Source organism: Burkholderia sp. NFPP32, from assembly GCF_900119325.1.
Taxonomy (GTDB): Bacteria; Pseudomonadota; Gammaproteobacteria; order Burkholderiales; family Burkholderiaceae; genus Burkholderia; species Burkholderia pyrrocinia_C.
This window is the reverse complement of record NZ_FPJP01000003.1, coordinates 407,829-423,959: the sequence shown is the minus strand read 5'-3', so window position 1 is coordinate 423,959 and position 16,131 is coordinate 407,829. Positions and strand designations below refer to the sequence as shown.

At 66.7% G+C, this 16,131-nt stretch carries 17 protein-coding genes; 6 read left to right on the top strand and 11 right to left on the bottom strand.

Annotated features, from left to right (window positions below):
* Window positions 1-15 precede the first annotated feature (15 nt).
* The 3 genes from BT264_RS08940 to BT264_RS08930 form a co-directional block, all read right to left on the bottom strand.
* A complete protein-coding gene (locus tag BT264_RS08940) occupies window positions 16-1,635 on the bottom strand; it encodes a histidine-type phosphatase (RefSeq protein WP_072438092.1) in 1,620 nt (539 codons plus the stop codon).
* A 179-nt stretch (window positions 1,636-1,814) separates the two neighbouring features.
* Window positions 1,815-2,249 (bottom strand): HAD family hydrolase, encoded by a 435-nt coding sequence (locus tag BT264_RS08935; RefSeq protein ID WP_072438094.1) that lies wholly within the window; start codon window positions 2,247-2,249, stop codon window positions 1,815-1,817.
* Between the two features lie 323 nt (window positions 2,250-2,572).
* Window positions 2,573-3,940: an NAD(P)/FAD-dependent oxidoreductase gene (locus BT264_RS08930; protein ID WP_072438096.1), complete on the bottom strand. Its 1,368-nt coding sequence runs from the start codon at window positions 3,938-3,940 to the stop codon at window positions 2,573-2,575.
* A 99-nt stretch (window positions 3,941-4,039) separates the two neighbouring features.
* Here BT264_RS08930 and BT264_RS08925 point away from each other — a divergent pair, with 99 nt between their 5' ends.
* Window positions 4,040-4,993 carry a LysR family transcriptional regulator gene (locus BT264_RS08925; RefSeq protein ID WP_047901940.1) on the top strand — a complete coding sequence of 318 codons (954 nt, stop codon included), beginning with the start codon at window positions 4,040-4,042 and terminating at the stop codon, window positions 4,991-4,993.
* A 30-nt stretch (window positions 4,994-5,023) separates the two neighbouring features.
* On the opposite strand, the gene BT264_RS08920 is transcribed toward BT264_RS08925, so the two are convergent.
* Window positions 5,024-5,221, bottom strand: coding sequence for a hypothetical protein (locus BT264_RS08920; RefSeq protein ID WP_072438098.1), 198 nt, complete (start codon window positions 5,219-5,221; stop codon window positions 5,024-5,026).
* A 192-nt stretch (window positions 5,222-5,413) separates the two neighbouring features.
* Here BT264_RS08920 and BT264_RS08915 point away from each other — a divergent pair, with 192 nt between their 5' ends.
* Window positions 5,414-6,331 (top strand): AraC family transcriptional regulator, encoded by a 918-nt coding sequence (locus BT264_RS08915; RefSeq protein WP_072438100.1) that lies wholly within the window; start codon window positions 5,414-5,416, stop codon window positions 6,329-6,331.
* A 105-nt stretch (window positions 6,332-6,436) separates the two neighbouring features.
* Here the strand turns inward: BT264_RS08915 and BT264_RS08910 are convergent, their stop codons facing one another.
* Entirely contained in the window at window positions 6,437-6,568 is a 132-nt protein-coding gene (locus BT264_RS08910) for a PAAR domain-containing protein (protein WP_072438102.1), read from the bottom strand.
* Between the two features lie 74 nt (window positions 6,569-6,642).
* Here BT264_RS08910 and BT264_RS08905 point away from each other — a divergent pair, with 74 nt between their 5' ends.
* Window positions 6,643-6,939 (top strand): type II toxin-antitoxin system RelE/ParE family toxin, encoded by a 297-nt coding sequence (locus BT264_RS08905; protein WP_072438503.1) that lies wholly within the window; start codon window positions 6,643-6,645, stop codon window positions 6,937-6,939.
* A gap of 2 nt (window positions 6,940-6,941) precedes the next feature.
* Window positions 6,942-7,310 carry an addiction module antidote protein gene (locus tag BT264_RS08900; RefSeq protein ID WP_072438104.1) on the top strand — a complete coding sequence of 123 codons (369 nt, stop codon included), beginning with the start codon at window positions 6,942-6,944 and terminating at the stop codon, window positions 7,308-7,310.
* A 154-nt stretch (window positions 7,311-7,464) separates the two neighbouring features.
* On the opposite strand, the gene BT264_RS39125 is transcribed toward BT264_RS08900, so the two are convergent.
* Window positions 7,465-7,626 carry a hypothetical protein gene (locus tag BT264_RS39125; RefSeq protein ID WP_177318361.1) on the bottom strand — a complete coding sequence of 54 codons (162 nt, stop codon included), beginning with the start codon at window positions 7,624-7,626 and terminating at the stop codon, window positions 7,465-7,467.
* An 88-nt stretch (window positions 7,627-7,714) separates the two neighbouring features.
* Here BT264_RS39125 and BT264_RS08895 point away from each other — a divergent pair, with 88 nt between their 5' ends.
* Window positions 7,715-8,602: an NmrA family NAD(P)-binding protein gene (locus tag BT264_RS08895; RefSeq protein WP_072438106.1), complete on the top strand. Its 888-nt coding sequence runs from the start codon at window positions 7,715-7,717 to the stop codon at window positions 8,600-8,602.
* Between the two features lie 43 nt (window positions 8,603-8,645).
* Here the strand turns inward: BT264_RS08895 and BT264_RS08890 are convergent, their stop codons facing one another.
* Together BT264_RS08890 and BT264_RS08885 are read right to left on the bottom strand one after the other, a co-directional pair.
* A complete protein-coding gene (locus BT264_RS08890) occupies window positions 8,646-9,848 on the bottom strand; it encodes a benzoate/H(+) symporter BenE family transporter (protein ID WP_072438108.1) in 1,203 nt (400 codons plus the stop codon).
* 244 nt (window positions 9,849-10,092) lie between these two features.
* The gene (locus BT264_RS08885) at window positions 10,093-11,118 is read right to left on the bottom strand and encodes a fatty acid desaturase (protein ID WP_072438110.1); all 1,026 of its coding nucleotides are present in this window, start codon (window positions 11,116-11,118) and stop codon (window positions 10,093-10,095) included.
* A gap of 277 nt (window positions 11,119-11,395) precedes the next feature.
* Here BT264_RS08885 and BT264_RS08880 point away from each other — a divergent pair, with 277 nt between their 5' ends.
* Entirely contained in the window at window positions 11,396-12,220 is an 825-nt protein-coding gene (locus BT264_RS08880; protein WP_072438112.1) for a phosphate/phosphite/phosphonate ABC transporter substrate-binding protein, read from the top strand.
* A 56-nt stretch (window positions 12,221-12,276) separates the two neighbouring features.
* On the opposite strand, the gene dbpA is transcribed toward BT264_RS08880, so the two are convergent.
* The 3 genes from dbpA to mqo all read right to left on the bottom strand — a co-directional run bounded on the left by dbpA (window position 12,277) and on the right by mqo (window position 15,785).
* Window positions 12,277-13,674 (bottom strand): ATP-dependent RNA helicase DbpA, encoded by a 1,398-nt coding sequence (gene dbpA / locus BT264_RS08875; RefSeq protein ID WP_072438114.1) that lies wholly within the window; start codon window positions 13,672-13,674, stop codon window positions 12,277-12,279.
* Window positions 13,671-13,868, bottom strand: a complete 198-nt coding sequence (locus BT264_RS08870) for a hypothetical protein (RefSeq protein ID WP_072438116.1) — start codon at window positions 13,866-13,868, stop codon at window positions 13,671-13,673. The genes dbpA and BT264_RS08870 overlap by 4 nt, the downstream gene beginning before the upstream one ends.
* Before the next feature lie 255 nt (window positions 13,869-14,123).
* Window positions 14,124-15,785 carry a malate dehydrogenase (quinone) gene (gene mqo / locus BT264_RS08865; RefSeq protein ID WP_177318362.1) on the bottom strand — a complete coding sequence of 554 codons (1,662 nt, stop codon included), beginning with the start codon at window positions 15,783-15,785 and terminating at the stop codon, window positions 14,124-14,126.
* Between the last annotated feature and the right edge of the window lie 346 nt (window positions 15,786-16,131).

Sequence of the window (16,131 nt, the reverse complement as noted above, 5' to 3'; positions counted from 1 at the left end):
GCACCGCTCGTCACATCACTGATACCCGTAACACTGCTTCAGCCCCGCATAGTCATAGAAGTGGCTGCCCGGCGCGATCTTCGCGCCGTCGCACGCGGCCTGGAAATCCGTCTCGCGCTCGTTGTACAGCATCTTCACGATCAGCCGCGACCCGTTGCGATAGACATCCCACTGCACGTTCGCGGCCATCGGCGACACCTGGTCGCCACGCCACGGGTTGTTCGCATAGGTATAGGTCTGCGCCTGCGGCGTCGGCACGAACACGTTCTTCAGGTTCATGATCGACGCGAACGGAATCACGATCTCCGCATGCGTGAAGCGCAGCTTCGCGGCGCGGGTCAGGTCGCCGCGCGCGATCGCGTCGACTTCGCCGAAGAAGTCGTCCTGCAGCACCTTCGCCATCCGGTACGTGACGGGGTTCGCTTCCTGGATGCCGGGCCCCTTCTGGTAGTAGTCCTCGACATCCTGCAGATAGGCCAGATACTGTGCCTGCTCCGCGCCGATGTATTTCTCCATCGTGACGCCGCCGGTTTCCGCCTTCATCGCAGGCGCGATCTGCAACAGGTTGTACAGCACGTTCACCGCATCGACGGCCGTCGCGATCTTCGTCTTGCCGTCGCCCTTCAGCGTGTTGGTGAATTTGCCGTCCGCCGACGTGAATGCATGGGTTCCCGTGTTCGCGAACGTGTAGCCGTCGGTGCCGAGCTTCGCGATGAACGCCGGCGATACCAGCGCGGACAGCACCGTTTGCGCAACGTCGGCCGCTTGCGGTGCGGCCTTGATCGCCTTCAGCTTCGCGGCCACCGTCGCGTCGTTCGCGTAGGCCTGGTAGGCCTGGCTTGCCTGATAGGTCGCGTAGTTCGGATCGCTCGCATCGGTCACGAGATCGGTGGCCGGTTTCAGCGAATGGAAATACAGCAGGAAGCGGTTGGTGCCGGCCGGCTGCGCGGCCGGTGCGTTCGCCGGATAGCCGGACGGCGCGGCCGGCAGCGTGATCGCGGCGGCCAGCGCCGGCTGCGCGGCGACGAGCGCCGCGGAGAAAAACGTCGAGCTGTCGACCGCGCGATCCTGGCCCGAGTTGACGACGACAACCTGCCGGTTGCCCGCCGAGAACAGCGTGGGCAGCCGCTGCGCGAGACGCGCGGCGAGCTGCTGGTGTTCGCGGATGCCGGTTTGCGTGAGATTGCCGTATCCGGGCGTCGAGATGCCCGGCACACCGTAACCGAGCAGCGCATTGGCCTTCATCATCGCGTACGTATCGGCCTTGAGTTGCGCGCCGAGCGCGGTCAGCGCGCCGTCGGCCTCGGCCTTGACCAGCATCGCGTAGATCGCGCCGTCGTACTTGAAGCCCGACAGCCCGCGCGAGCCGTGGCGTGCGACGAGTTCGGCGTAGACAGGCGCGTAGCCGGCGGGCGGCGCTTCGTACGTCGCGGCGTCCTGCTGCGGGCGGTACGGCGTCTTCGTCTGGTAGTAGGTTGCGGGAACCGGCGTTGGCTGAGGTTGCGGCTGCGGTGTGGGCGTCGAGCCGCTGTTGTCGGTCGAGGTGGCGGGCGGTGTCGAGGTTTCCCCGCCGCAGGCGGCAAGCAGCAGGCAGGCGATTGCGAGTACGGCGGTGGTGTGGGTCGGGCGTGTCATCGTGGCGTGTAACGGGCGGGACGATGCGGTATCGCGTCGTTCCGTTTCCGGGGGAGATCGTTCAAGCCCGGAAGTGTTGCAAGCGACTTTGACAGCAGAATGTCAGGATCGAGTCGGGCAATCGTCGGATTGCGGACCGATCGACGATGGCCGACTGCCGCCGGCCCGTGTGCCGGCGTTCAGTGCAGGCCGGCCGATGCGATCGAGCGCACCGTATCGGTGATGTTCACGCAGCGCGACAGGCCGAAGTGCTCGGCTTCGCGGCGTTCCGGTTCGCTGCTCGCAATCGCCACCGCACGTTCGGGCGGCACGCCGAGCGCTTGCAGCGCCACGTCGAAAGGATGCTGGTTTGATCCGGAGTCCTGCTGATTGGCGTCCGTGACGACGACCGAGAAGCGGTCGAGGTTCGCGCGGCCGAACTGGCCTTCGAACATGTCGCTGAGCCGTGCGGCCGGCAGCGTCGTGACGAGACCGAGTCGATATCCTTCTTCCGACGCACGGTCGAGCCACTGGATGATTGCGTCGCGCTGATGGCGCGATTCGCGCGAATCCGGTGTTGCTTCGATCTGTGCGAATGCAGCGTCGAGACGGGTGACGATGGCTTCGATAACCACGGTGATTCCTCTTCAGAAACGTGATGATCCGTTCGCCGACGGGAATGCCACACACCTTAGCGTCGATCCGGAATATGCAACCAATTAATATTTTTATCCGACTCATACGATTCGACTAATGAATCGGGTTGTGAGCCAACGTGGGCGCGGGATGCGTGTCGCGCAATGTTTTTTCACGCAATGCATCGTATCGACAGCTTTCAATGTGATGCACCAAACTCGCGCACGTTGCGCATGCACCGGTCATATGCATGTGAAAAAACGGCGTATCGGGCGATGCGTGCCCGATACGCCGTCATGCGCTGTCGCGTGTCGGCAGGCGATCAGTGCAGCTTGATCGACGGCTGGTTGCGGCTTTGCAGCCAGTGGCTCAGCGACTGGAACAGCGCGCGCTTCGTGCCGTACACGCTGAACAGGTGCTTGCGGTACAGGAACTTGTACAGTCCGATCGCGGCGAGCCCGTCGACGATCAGCGAGCGCGAACGCACGCCGAGGTCGGCCTGGTACACGGCGCCGGCGTGCCCGAGCGACACGACGGTGCCCGCATCGCGGAACGTGAAGCCGGCCACCGGCTTGCCGGCGACGCGGCGTGCGAATGCATGGACCAGATACACGGCCTGCTGGTGCGCGACCTGTGCGCGCGGCGGCAGGAAGCCGCTCGCGCCGGCCGACGGGCACGCGGCGCAGTCGCCGAACGCATACACGTGCGGATCGTCGGGCGTTTGCAGCGTGTCGGTCACGATCACCTGGTTCGAGCGATTGAGCGCGATGTCGCCGATCTCCCGCAGGATCGCAGGCCCCGCGACGCCGGCCGCCCAGATCGTGATGTCGCTCTCGAGCCGTTCCCCCGTCGCGGTCGTCACGGCATCGGCGCTCACTTCCGCGACGCGCGTATCGGTCAGCACGTCGACATTCAGCGCGCGAAGCTGCGCATGCATCTTCGCGGACAGCCGCGCGTCGAGCGCCGGCAGGATGCGCGGGCCGCCTTCGATCAGCCGGATGTGCACGTCGCGCGCGGACACCAGCGCCTTGAAGCGGTACGTCGTCAGTTGCTGGATCGCGTGCCGCAGCGCGGCGGCCAGCTCGACGCCCGTCGCGCCCGCACCGATCACGTTGATGCAGATCGGCGCCGCGCGCTTCGCCGGATGCTGCTCGGCCTGATGATTCGCCTTCGTGCAGGCCGCGAGAAACTTGCGGCGGAAATCCTCGGCCTGGTCGAGGTTTTCGAGCGGCAGCGCATGGCGTGCGGCGCCCGGCACGTTGAAGAAGTTCGTCACGCTGCCGACCGCCAGCACGAGATCGTCATAACCGAGCTCGCGCTGCGGCAGGATTTCCGTGCCGTCCGCGTCCTGCACGCCCGCGATCGTCGCCGTGCGGGCCGCGCGGTCGACCTGCTGCAGCGCGCCCTGCACGAAGCGGAAGCCGTGACGCTTGGCCTGCGCCGCGTATTCGATCGTGTGGGATGCCGGGTCGCGATGGCCCGATGCGGCTTCGTGCAGCAACGGCTTCCAGAAGTGCGTCGGATAGCGATCGACGAGCACGACTTCGGCTTGCCCGCGGCGTCCGACCGTATCGCCGAGACGCGTGGCGAGCTGCAGGCCGCCGGCGCCGCCGCCGACGATCACGATGCGCGGCATGCGCGGCATGCGCGGCGCGCGGTCCGTTGCAAGGTTGGGCGTGATGTTGTCCATGTTGGGCTCCCGCTGATGACGATTCGGATGACATTGCTCAAGAACCGACGATATAGTTTCGAACCCAGTCGAACAATTTAATGTTTATAAGCGACTCATATGTATTCACTTATAGGAAAGACCGCGACGTTCCGGCAGTTGAAGGCGCTGGACATGATTGCGCGGCTCGGCAGCGTGTCGCGCGCGGCCGAGGAGTTGAACCTGACGCAGCCGGCCGTGTCGCTGCAGGTTCGCCTGCTCGAGGAGGCCGTGGGCGCCGCGTTGCTGCAGCGGGTGGGGCGCGGCGTGCAGCTGACCGCGGCCGGCGAGATCGTGTCGCGCTATGCGCGCGAGATCCTGCATCTGTGGAGCGAGGCCGGCGACGAAGTGGCCGCGCTGACGGGCGATCTCGGCGGTACGCTGCGGATCGGCGCGATCACGACGGCCGAGTACCTGATCCCGCCGCTGCTCGTCAAATTCACCGCGACGCGCCCGCATGTGAAGACGTATTTCAAGGTCGGCAACCGCGACGACATCATCCGCATGCTCGCGACGCATGAAATCGATCTCGCGGTGATGGGCAGCGCGCCGAAGGAGCTTCGCACGCACGCGGTCGAGTTCGCGAAGCATCCGATGGTGTTCGTCGCGGCACCCGGCCATCCGCTGATGCAGCGCAAGCGCGTCGCGCTGAAGGATCTCGAATCCGCGCACCTGCTCGTGCGCGAACGCGGTGCGGGCACGCGCTCGACCGTCGAGAGCCTGTTCAAGACGGCCGGCTACCGCTTCCATGTGGGGTCCGAATTGTCGAGCAACGAGGCCATCAAGCAGATGGCCGAAGCGGGGCTCGGCATTGCGTTCCTGTCGTTGCACGCGTGTGCACTCGAACTGCGCACGGGGCTGCTCGGGCAACTGCCGTTCCCCGGCAACCCGATCGAGCGCGAATGGTATGTGGTCACGCTCGCCGACCGGCGAATCTCGCAGGTGACGGGGCTGTTTCGCGACTTCCTGATCAAGCAGGGCGCGCCGGTGATCGACGGCGCGACGGTGGCGCCGCACGAGCGGCGGCGCAAGTAGGTGGATGACGTCGGCCGGGCGGCCGCTCGGTCAGACTAGCCCGAAGTCGTCGTTGCTGTCGGGAATCGACGCGAGCAGCCGTTCGAGCCGATACCAGCCGACGATACGCAGGCACCAGGCGGCGATGGCGGTGCTGGCGTTGCGGGAGCGCGGGCCGGATGAAGGGCGGGTGGCAGAGGACGGCGATAGCGCGGTGAGCGCGGCGCGTTGCGGACAGCAATGGGGCATGACGGTCTCCGGAGGTGTCGGATGGTGCGATCGTAAGCGTCGCGGCGCCTGCCGGCGCGCACGCAAGGATCGTCCTGAGCAGAAACGGATGATCTTTTTCTGTCCGTCCGGATACAGCCCCCGCAGGCCCGGCACGCCGGCCGAAAACGCGTCACAATGCGCGTTCGATACACGATCTGCTGGAGCCAAGCCATGAGCGATGCGATTCTTGCCGCGCCGCCGGACAACGGCGTGCCGGTCAGCCTGCGTTCCAGCCGCGGGCTCGGCTGGCGGGGCTTCGGCGCGGCGCTGCTCGACATTCGCGCCGGCACGTACCGGATTCCGGCGGCCGACCATCACCGCATCGGCGTGCATATCGGCGGCCCGGTTCGAGCGGACTGCGTGTGCGACGGCGAGCGTGTGTCGCGCATCCAGGCGCATGGCGACGTCGACGTGATTCCGGCCGGCCTGCCCGGCCAGTGGACCGACAGCGCCGACTGCCGGATCCTGCACATCATGCTCAGCGACACGTTCGTGCGGCGGACCTTCGAGCATCTGGAGCTGAAGCCGTCGCAGGCGCAGATCCGCCGCCGGCTGCAGGTGCGCGACCCGCGCCTGCAGCACATCGCGTGGGCGATGGCCGCCGAGCTCGAAGCGGAAGACGCGTCGGATCCGCTTTATGCGGAAAGCCTGTGCACGGCGCTCGTCACGCGGCTGGTCGACAGCCAGCCGGCGTTCCGCGAGCGCCGGCGCACGCTCGCGCCGAAGGCGGCAGCGCGCGTAATCGACTATGTCGAAGCGAATCTCGACCGGCGCCTGACGCTTGCCGAACTCGCGGCGCTCGTATCGATCAGCGTGCCGCATTTCAAGGTGCTGTTCCGCGAAACGCTCGGGATGCCCGTGCACCAGTACGTCGTGCGGCGCCGGGTCGAGCGTGCGAAGGCGCTGCTGCTCGAAGGCCGGCTCAGCATCAGCCAGATCGCGCTCGAAGCCGGTTTCGCGCACCAGAGCCACATGGCGAACTGGATGAATCGCGTGCTTGGTGCGACGCCGATGGAGATTGTGCGGTCGGGGGCTCGGGGCGGGCTGCGGCTGGCTTACGGTGGTGAGGGTAGCGGGGGCGACGTGTGAGTGTCGATTCTCTCGCCGGGATCGAGCTCTGATGCTCGATCTGCTGCGCGGTTTATGTTCGTCTGGAGTAGCAGCTCGAAGAGCTTAACGTCGCGCGCATGGAGTCTAGTGCCCGTCGGATGCGGCTGGCTTGCCGTCGACGCTGAAATCTGTGGCGCCTTCGTCGATCACGCAAGCGCCGTGCAGCGGGCGTGTGCACCGATCTCCAGTGCGTGCAACGGCATGTCCCAGGACCAACCATGTTGGACCAGCGAGCGTGAGATCGAGAAAACTCGGCAGCCAGATTGTCCCCTATGGGTTACAATGGCTTCATGTTCAAAGTCCTGACCACTCCCCAATTTGATGAATGGCTCGATGGGCTTCGCGACCCTGTCGGTTGCGCGGCGATCAACTTGCGCATCGAGCGGGCAAAGCTCGGCAACCTCGGCCAATGGCGGGCAGTCGGCGACGGCGTCAACGAAATGAAGATCGATGTAGGGCCGGGATATCGAGCCTACTTCGTGCGACGCGGGAAAATCATCGTCGTGGTGTTGTGCGGTGGGGACAAGTCGACCCAGAAGAAGGACATCAGGGTGGCGAAGCAAATCGCCGGCGAACTGGAGGATTGAGTATGAAAATAAGCGAACTGGCCGAATTCGACGGCTCGAAGTACCTGAAGGACGAGGAAACGATTCGTCACTACCTGGCGCAAGCGTTCGAAGATGGGGATCCGCGGCTGATCCAGGCCGCGCTCGGGAATGTCGCGAAGGCACGCGGTATGACGGCGCTGGCGCGCGAATCTGGCGTGAAGCGTGAAGCGCTCTACCGCGCACTGTCGGAAGGTGGAAACGCCGAATTCGCAACGATCATGAAGGTTGTCAGCGCGCTGGGATTGCACCTGACCGTAGCTCCGGCCGCGCCAGCGGCCGAATCGGCGTCGGCGCCTGCTCCCGCACCAACGCGTGCGCGCTCGCGCGCTCGCCCGGCGGCGCACGCATAGCGGTCATTGGCGGCCGGTGCCCATACCGCAACGCGCCGGCCCACGCGCGTTCATCCGGCCGGCGTTGCCGGCGGGATGGCGTACGGATCAAAGCTCACAATTTCTTCGCCGTGCCAGTCGTTCAAATGCAGAAAACGCGACTGCAACGGCGTACTTACCGCTGCACCGTCGGCCTGTTGAGCCGCAATGCCTTCTGCGTGAACGGTTCATTCATCGCAGGCGTGTCGCTGTCCGTCATCGGCAGACCGTACGATTCAAAGTGAGCGGCAACGAAGCGGGCAATACGCGTCGCCGCCACCACCACACAATCCTTCATCCTTTCCTGTCCGAATCATCCCTCCCTGCGCGCCGTCCCGGCCGCGCATGCCGACAATCACCACACCTTCATCCCCCAGGAGCGGATCGTGTTCGTGATCTTCGGTGCATCAGGCAACGTCGGCTTGTCGACCGTAACAACCTTGCGCAATGCCGGCCATCCCGTGCGCGCGGTGCTGCACGACGTGCGCCATCGTGAGCGTTTCGCGCAGCTCGGCTGCGACGTGGCGATCGCGGCGCTGACGGATGAGCGCGCGGTCGCGTCGGCGATCGACGGTGCGCGGGCCGTGCAGCTTCTGTGCCCGGTGCCCGTCGCCGACCCCGATCCTGCCGCGACGATGGAGCGGACAATCGACGTCGCGACCGCCGCGCTCGCCGCGAACCCGCCGCCGGCGTTGCTTGCGCTGTCGGACTACGGCGCGGAGCGCGACGGCAATACGGGCATCACGCGCCTCTTTCATTACTTCGAGGAACGGCTCAAGACGATCCCGACGAAACTGACGCTGCTGCGTTCGGCCGAGCATCTGCAGAACTGGACGCGGATCCTGCCGGTCGCGCTCGGGACCGGTGTGCTGCCGAGCTTTCATCATCCGGTGGCCAAGGTATTTCCGACGGTCTGGGCGCCCGATGTAGGCGTCGTCGCGGCGCGGCTGCTGCTCGATGCGCCCGAAGGCGCCAACAGGCCGCGCATCGTCAGCATCGAAGGGCCGCGGCGGGTGAGCGTGACGGCGATCGCGGATACGCTCGGCACGGCGGCCGGCCGCGCGATCGTCGCGCACGAGCTGCCGCGCGACACCTGGAACGAGACGCTGCTGCGCGCGGGCCTCAGCGAACGCCATGCACAACTGATCGTCGATCTGTACGACGTGCACAACGCCGGGCAGATCGACGTCGAGGCCGGCGTGTCGGAGCGGCTTTACGGCACGACGACGCTGGCGGATGCGCTCGCGCAACTGGTGCGCCAGCACGCGCGATGATCGCAGCGGCGCCGAGCGGCATGCAGGACGGGCGCAACGTGTATCACGCGGGTCGCCGCACCTTGTTCAGTACCGCATACGAAAGCGACCCGATAACGATCCCCCAGAACGCGGCGCCGAGCCCGAGCCACGTCATCCCCGACGCGGTCGCGAGGAACGTGATCACCGACGCTTCGCGGTGGTTCTCGTCCTCGAAGATCCCGTGCACGTTCGCGCCGATCGCACCGATCAGCGCGAGCCCCGCGAGGATCGCGACGAACGCCTTCGGCAACGCGAAGAACACCGTGACGATCGTGCCCGCGAAGAGTCCGCCGATCAGGTAGAACGCGCCGTTCGCGAGCCCGGCGACGTATCGCCGGTCCGGATCCTCGTGCGCGTCCTTGCCCGTGCAGAGCGCGGCGGTGATCGCCGCGACGACGATCGTGATCCCGCCGAAGCACGCGACGGCGAGCGACATCACGCTGGTCGCCGTGATGATCGGGCGCGCGCTCGTGCGATAGCCGGACACGCGCAGGATCGTCATCCCCGGCAGGAACTGGCCGGTGAGGCTGACGACGACGAGCGGCAGCGCGAGGCTGAGCGTCGTGCCGAGCGTCCATTCGGGCGAGATGAAGATCGGCCGCGCGATGCTCGGCGACACGTTGCCGAGATGCGTCATGCCGAGCAGCGTCGCGAGCGCGGCGCCGGTGAGCAGCACGAGCACGATGCTGTAGCGCGGCAGCAGGCGCTTGAAGATCACGTAGGCCGCGATCATCCCGAACGCGAGCGCAGGCTGTTCCGATGCGGCGGCGAATGCATGCGTGCCGAACGGCAGCAGGATGCCGGCCATCATCCCGCACGCGATGCCGCGCGGAATGTGGCGCACGAGCCGGTCGAAATAGCCGGTCACGCCGATCAGCAGGATGATCAGCGCGGCCGTGATGTACGCGCCGATGGCCTGGTTGAGCGTCAGTTGCGGAAACAGGCCGACGAGCAGCGCGGTGCCGGGCGCCGACCACGCGGTCACGACGGGCACCTTCAGCTTCCAGCTCGCGAACAGGCCCGATACGCCCGCGCCGATCGAGATCGCCCAGACCCACGACGACACCATCGCGTTCGACGCGTGAGCCGCCTGCGAGGCCTGGAATAAGATCGCGAGCGGGCCCGCGTAGGAAATCAGCACCGCGAGAAACCCCGCGGTGATCGCGGAAACGGACCAGTCGTTGCCGATCGCGCGGATCGCGCCGGGCGGGGTGTTCGGTTGCATCGTCGTCGGAGAGTGGGATGCCCGGCCACGGGCGGAGCCGGGGCGAATGGCTTGTTTTGCGAACCCCGGATGACCCGCCATTCTGGGCATTGCCTACGCGATTGGCAATTCGCCGACGTGCCTCAGCCTTGTCGGCATTTCGTAAGGAATCCGCGCTGGCGTGGACGGATCGGCATGGCGTGCGGCCTTGCGCCTGTATCGTCGAATCGGGCGGCTTCACGACGACGTGCGGCGCCGTCGAACGTCACGTACTGATCTGCAGAACCTTGTCGACCACCGCCACCTTCACCGCGCCACCCGTCGACAGCGATGCCGTGCCCTGATCGAACGGATGCACCGGCGCATCGGTCGGCGTCCACGCGTGGCGCGCCAGCAGCTCGCGATACCCGCCGCGGATCACGAAGCCGCCGCATTTTTCCGCATACGCGTCGCGCCGCATCCGGTACGCGCGCGGCAGGTCGTACCACGGCAGTTTCGGCAGGTCGTGATGGACGAGGTGATAGTTGTTGTTCAAGTACAGCAGTCGCATCGCGAAGCCGGCTTCGTTGATCGCGATGCGCGCCTTCGGATGCCGTGCGGCGCGGTGCTCGTACAGCGAGCGGATCATCGCGAGCGACAGCGCGGGCCACGCGACCGCCAGCAGGTAGTACCACCACGGCACGCCGATCGCCCGTTGCAGCCACGCGAGCAGCGCGACCACGCATGCAGCGTGCGTCGCCCACATCGGCAGGTAGCGGAAGTCGCCGCGCCGGAACGCGGCGAACGCATCGGCGAATGTCGCGGCGATGGCGAGCGGCGGCCCGGCGACGAGCCGCCCGGCGAAGGTCGTGCGTGCGACCGTCAGCGCGCGACGCCAGCGCGGCAGCCGCGCCCAGCGTTCGCGCGATACGTAGTTCGTTTCGGGATCGACGCCGGGCACGGTCAGGTCCTCGTCGCGATGATGGTCGAGGTGCGTGTCGCGATACAGCGCGTACGGATACCAGACCGTCAGCGGCGGATAGCCAAGCAGCTTGTTCACGAAGGCGGAACGTGTCGGATGGCCGTGCAGCAGCTCATGCTGCAGCGACAGGTGCCACGCGCCGAGCAGGATCAGCGGCGGCGTCGCGGCCGCGAGCGACAGGTGCTGCGCGCGCACGAGCAGCAGCACGGCGAGCCAGCCGCCGTAGATCGCGACGATCAGCAGCCAGGTCGGCCATTCGGTGCGGGCGGTGAAGCGGGCGTCGAGCGCGGCGATCGCGCGCGCGTGGTCGACGTCGAAGTATTCGGCCATGGTGCTGAAGCGGGATGGAACGGGCGGCGCGGAGCCGGCCCGGATGCTCGGGGGTCTCGCGGATCACGGTCGGCTTGCCCGGCATGCGCGCGGCGGCGATGCGGGAGCAGGCATCGGGACGTTACCGGGATGGCGCGGCACGGCCAACCAATCGATTCGCATTTGCTTATCGTCGCGCGGCCGATAAGCTTTCAGGCCGCCGCGGCGCGTTCGGTGCCCGTTTTCGTGCGATCGAACCGGGTTCCGCGGCGCCTGCGCCGATGCGTAGAATGCGCGCATGAGCCAATGGATCGCAGAACTGCCGATGTACAACGTGACGCCGCGCCACGCCGTGCTGTGGCGCGCGCTGCTGCGCGACGCGCTCGATGCGTTCGCGAACGCGGGCGGCCCGGCGGACGTCGCGCTGCCCGACGAACCGTTCGACGACCTGCACGCGCTGTGGCGACGCGACGATCTGCTGCTGTCGCAGACCTGCGGCTATCCGTATCGGATGCTTGGCTTGCGCGACACCGTGAGATTGATCGCGACGCCGGTTTTCGACGCGGACGGCTGCCAGCGGGCACGCTACCGCAGCGTGCTGGTCGTGTCGGCCCGCGCGCACGCGGGCGGCGCGACCACGCTCGCCGGCTGTCGCGGGCTGCGGGCCGCATTCAATGGGGGGGATTCGCACAGCGGAATGAACGCGTTTCGGCACGCGGTCGCGCCGCATGCGCACGACGGAAGATTCTTCGGGTCGGTCACGCCGTTCGGCTCGCACCTGAACGTGTTGCGTGCGCTGGCGTCGGGCGAGGCCGATTGTGCGGCGATCGACTGCGTAACGTTCGCGTATGTGCGCGACGCGCTGCCCGAATTGCTGAAGGAGATCCGGATCATCGGCACGACGGCATCCGCGCCGGGGTTGCCGTTTATCGCCTCGCGGGCCCTGGAGGAAAGGCAGGTCGCCGCATTGCAGGATGCGCTCGATCGCGCGGTCGCGGCCGATGCGGAACGCTCGCGCATGCTGAGGTTGAAGGGATTCGAACGGCTGTCGCCGGACGACTACGACACGATTGCGCGGTTTGCGCGGGAGGCCGCCGCGCACGGGTATCCGGAACTGGCGTGAGGTGCGGGCAAGTGCCGGGCGGCGCGAAACGGTGCGACCGTCCGCGCCGCAGCCCGTCACTCCTCGTCCATCAACCGGACCTTGACCCGCTTGCCCTTGATCTTCCCCGCATTGAGCTTGCGCAGCGCGTCGTGCGCGACGCCGCGCTCGATCGCGACATAGGTGGAGAACTCGGTCACGTTGATCTTGCCGATCTGCTTGCCGTCGAACCCTGCATCGCCGGTCAGCGCGCCGAGCACGTCGCCCGGGCGGATCTTGTCCTTGCGTCCGCCGAGGATCTGCAGCGTTTCCATCGGCGGCAGCAGCGTATCGTCGCCGGCCGGCTTCAGCTCGGCGAGCGGATGCCATTCGACGTCGCGCTTCTGCGCCTGCTCGATCGCGCCGACGCGGCCCATCTCATCCATGCTCGCGAGGCTCAGCGCCCAGCCGTCCTGATCGGCGCGGCCCGTGCGGCCGATGCGGTGCACGTGCACTTCCGGGTCGGGCGTCACGTCGACGTTGATCACCGCTTCGAGCTGCGCGATGTCGAGCCCGCGCGCGGCGACGTCGGTTGCTACCAGCACCGAGCAGCTGCGGTTCGCGAACTGGATCAGCACCTGGTCGCGCTCGCGCTGGTCGAGCTCGCCGTGCAGCGCGAGCGCGTGGAAGCCCTGCGCATGCAGCACGTCGAGCAGGTCGCGGCACTGCTGCTTCGTATTGCAGAAAGCGATCGTGCTAACGGGGCGGTAGTGGTTCAGCAACTGGCCGACCGCGTGCAGCCGCTCGTTCTCGGTCACTTCATAGAAGCGCTGGCGGATCTTGCTGTTGTCGTGACGCTCCTCGAGCTTCACTTCCTTCGGATTGCGCAGGAACTGCTGGCTCAGCTTCACGATGCCGTCCGGATAGGTCGCGGAGAACAGCAGCGTCTGGCGCGTCGATGGGCACATCCGCGCGACCTTCGCGATGTCGTCGAAGAAGCCCATGTCGAGCATCCGGTCGGCCTCGTCGAGCACGAGCGTGTTCAGTGCATCGAGCTTCAGGTTGCCGCGATCGAGGTGATCCATGATGCGGCCCGGCGTGCCGACGACGATGTGCGCGCCGTGCTCGAGGCTCTGCGCCTGCGGGCGCATCGGCGTGCCGCCGCACAGCGTCAGCACCTTCACGTTTTCCTCGGCGCGCGCGAGGCGGCGCACTTCCTGCGCGACTTGATCGGCGAGCTCGCGCGTCGGGCACAGGATCATCGCCTGTACGTCGAAGCGGCGCGCGTCGAGGCGCGACAGCAGCGCGAGCGAGAATGCGGCGGTCTTGCCGCTGCCCGTCTTCGCCTGCGCGATCAGGTCCTGGCCGGCCAGCGCGATCGGCAGGCTCGCGGCCTGGATCGGCGTCATGTCGACATAACCGAGCTGCGCGAGGTTGGCGAGCGTGGCGGGTGTGAGCGGCAGCGCGCTGAAGGGCGCTGCGGTCGGTTGGGTCATTCCAGGTCTCCGAGGTAAGGGCGGCCTTCCATCTGTTCGTAGACGATCGTGCCGTCGTCGGCTTCGAAGCGCTCGAGATAGTTGCGCGCGCCGCACAGCGGGCAGCGGAACAGCAGCCCCTGGCCCTCGTCCTTGATGACGACGTCGGACGTTTCCCACTGCGTGCCGCAGCTCTGGTTTCTGCAGGTAAACACGGTCTTTCTCCAGCTGAATTCGGTTGGTGGCGCGCCCGGGCGGGCGCGGCAACGGTGTGCGGCGCTCGCGCGGCTCGGGCGCGGGCCGCACCGGCGGTCGCTTGGACTGCGTCGATGCGGATGATGGATCGGGCGGCGACACGGGGTCGCGCGTGCCGCAATTCTAGCGGAAGCTGGCGCCGCCGCCCGTGCGCGCCATGAAAAACGGCCGCCCCGGAGGGCGGCCGTGTCGTGCGGCGCGGCGGCGTTCGATGCTTACAGCGCCATGTCGGCCGACGCCTTCGCCGGGCGGGCCGGTGCGGTGCCCGTCGCCTGCGACGGCACGTCGACGTCGATCTTCGGCGGCGGCGAGAGCTGCAGCACGCCGCTCGTGTAGGTCCATTCCTCGACGACCTTCGCCGGGCTGTCGTTCAGCTTGGTGCCGTAGCTCGGCACGATCTGGCGGATCTTCTGCTGCCACTCGGGCGTCGCGACCTTGTCCTTGAACACCTTCTTCATCAGGTTCAGCATGATCGGCGCGGCCGTCGACGCGCCCGGCGACGCGCCGAGCAGGCCCGCGATGCTGCCGTCCTGCGAGCTGACGATCTCGGTGCCGAGCTTCAGCACGCCGCCCTTCACCGGGTCGCGCTTGATGATCTGCACGCGCTGGCCGGCCTGCCACAGGCGCCAGTCTTCCTTCTTCGCGTTCGGGAAGTATTCCTTCAGCGCGTTGTAGCGGTCGTCGTCGGTCAGCATCAGCTGCCCGGCGAGGTACTGGACCAGCGGGAATTCGTCGACGCCCACGCGCATCATCGGCGCGACGTTGTGCGTGTTGGTGCTCGTGAGCAGGTCGAAATACGAGCCGTTCTTCAGGAACTTGGTCGAGAACGTCGCGAACGGCCCGAACAGGATGATCTTCTTGCCGTCGATGATCCGCGTGTCGAGGTGCGGCACCGACATCGGCGGCGAGCCGACCGACGCCTTGCCGTACGCCTTCGCGAGGTGCTGCTTCACGACGTCGGGGTTGTCGGTCACGAGGAACGAGCCGCCGACCGGGAACGCGCCGTAGTCCTTCGCCTCGGGGATGCCCGACGCCTGCAGCAGGTGCAGCGCGCCGCCGCCCGCGCCGATGAACACGAACTTCGCGTCGACGGATTGCGGCGCTTCATCCGAATGCAGCTTGACCCACGACACATGCCACGTGCCGTCGGCGTTGCGCGAGATCTCGCGCACTTCGCTCGACAGCGACAGCGTGAAGTTCGGCTGTGTCTTCAGGTAGCCGACGAACTGGCGCGTGATCTCGCCGAAGTTCACGTCGGTGCCGATCGGCGTCCACGTCGCGGCAACCTTCTGCTTGCGGTCGCGGCCTTCCATCATCAGCGGCACCCACTGCTTGATCTGGTCGTAGTCTTCCGAATACTGCATGCCGCGGAACAGCGGGCTCGCCTGCAGCGCTTCGTAGCGCTTCTTCAGGAAGCGGACGTTGTCGTCGCCCCACACGAAGCTCATGTGCGGCGTCGAGTTGATGAACGAATGCGGGTTCTTCAGCACGCCCTGCCTGACCTGCCACGCCCAGAACTGGCGCGAGATCTGGAACGACTCGTTGATCTCGACGGCCTTCGAGATGTCGACCTTGCCGTCCGCCTTTTCCGGCGTGTAGTTGAGTTCGGCGAGCGCCGAGTGGCCGGTGCCGGCGTTGTTCCAGCCGTTCGAACTTTCGAGCGCGACGCCGTCGAGTCGCTCGACCATCGTCATCGACCAGTCAGGCTGAAGCTCGTGCAGCCAGACGCCGAGCGTCGAGCTCATGATGCCGCCGCCCACCAGCAGGACGTCGACCTTCTTCGTATCGGCCGCGTGCGCGGACGACGCGGCGACGCACAGCGCGAGCGCCGACAGTATTACCCGTAACGTTTTGATCACAGCAGATCCCTTTTTCAACTTGGATGCATCGGTTTGCCATGCCGCCCGACGAGCGTTTCGATCGCGGCCGATACGCGCATCCGGAGATCCGGATCGCGATTCCGGAATTCCGGATCGACGCTGCCCGTCGTTGCATTTGCGCACGCGAAACCGTTGAGAAGGACACCTTCGGATCGGCTTCTTGCGGACGGGCAATCACCTGCGTCGCGGTGGCGCGCAACGCGCCCGGGCCCCTGCGGCAAGCCTGTGCGGATGACGCTTCAGGCTGCGTGGAAAGAGGCCGCGCACGACGCGTGTGGCGGGGGCGGGGTGGCAAGGGGCGCGTAATATAACCGAAGTCGATTGCCGTGTCGCACGCGAAAAA

What these genes read in the sequence shown, in the direction of transcription:
- BT264_RS08880 (WP_072438112.1), top strand. Translation starts at nt 11,396, where the DNA reads ATGAGCCAATGGATCGCAGAACTGCCGATGTACAACGTGACGCCGCGC.
- BT264_RS39125 (WP_177318361.1), bottom strand. Translation starts at nt 7,626, where the DNA reads ATGAAGGATTGTGTGGTGGTGGCGGCGACGCGTATTGCCCGCTTCGTT.
- BT264_RS08890 (WP_072438108.1), bottom strand. Translation starts at nt 9,848, where the DNA reads ATGCAACCGAACACCCCGCCCGGCGCGATCCGCGCGATCGGCAACGAC.
- BT264_RS08930 (WP_072438096.1), bottom strand. Translation starts at nt 3,940, where the DNA reads ATGGACAACATCACGCCCAACCTTGCAACGGACCGCGCGCCGCGCATG.
- BT264_RS08925 (WP_047901940.1), top strand. Translation starts at nt 4,040, where the DNA reads ATGTATTCACTTATAGGAAAGACCGCGACGTTCCGGCAGTTGAAGGCG.
- BT264_RS08920 (WP_072438098.1), bottom strand. Translation starts at nt 5,221, where the DNA reads ATGCCCCATTGCTGTCCGCAACGCGCCGCGCTCACCGCGCTATCGCCG.
- BT264_RS08900 (WP_072438104.1), top strand. Translation starts at nt 6,942, where the DNA reads ATGAAAATAAGCGAACTGGCCGAATTCGACGGCTCGAAGTACCTGAAG.
- BT264_RS08905 (WP_072438503.1), top strand. Translation starts at nt 6,643, where the DNA reads ATGTTCAAAGTCCTGACCACTCCCCAATTTGATGAATGGCTCGATGGG.
- BT264_RS08915 (WP_072438100.1), top strand. Translation starts at nt 5,414, where the DNA reads ATGAGCGATGCGATTCTTGCCGCGCCGCCGGACAACGGCGTGCCGGTC.
- dbpA (WP_072438114.1), bottom strand. Translation starts at nt 13,674, where the DNA reads ATGACCCAACCGACCGCAGCGCCCTTCAGCGCGCTGCCGCTCACACCC.
- BT264_RS08885 (WP_072438110.1), bottom strand. Translation starts at nt 11,118, where the DNA reads ATGGCCGAATACTTCGACGTCGACCACGCGCGCGCGATCGCCGCGCTC.
- BT264_RS08940 (WP_072438092.1), bottom strand. Translation starts at nt 1,635, where the DNA reads ATGACACGCCCGACCCACACCACCGCCGTACTCGCAATCGCCTGCCTG.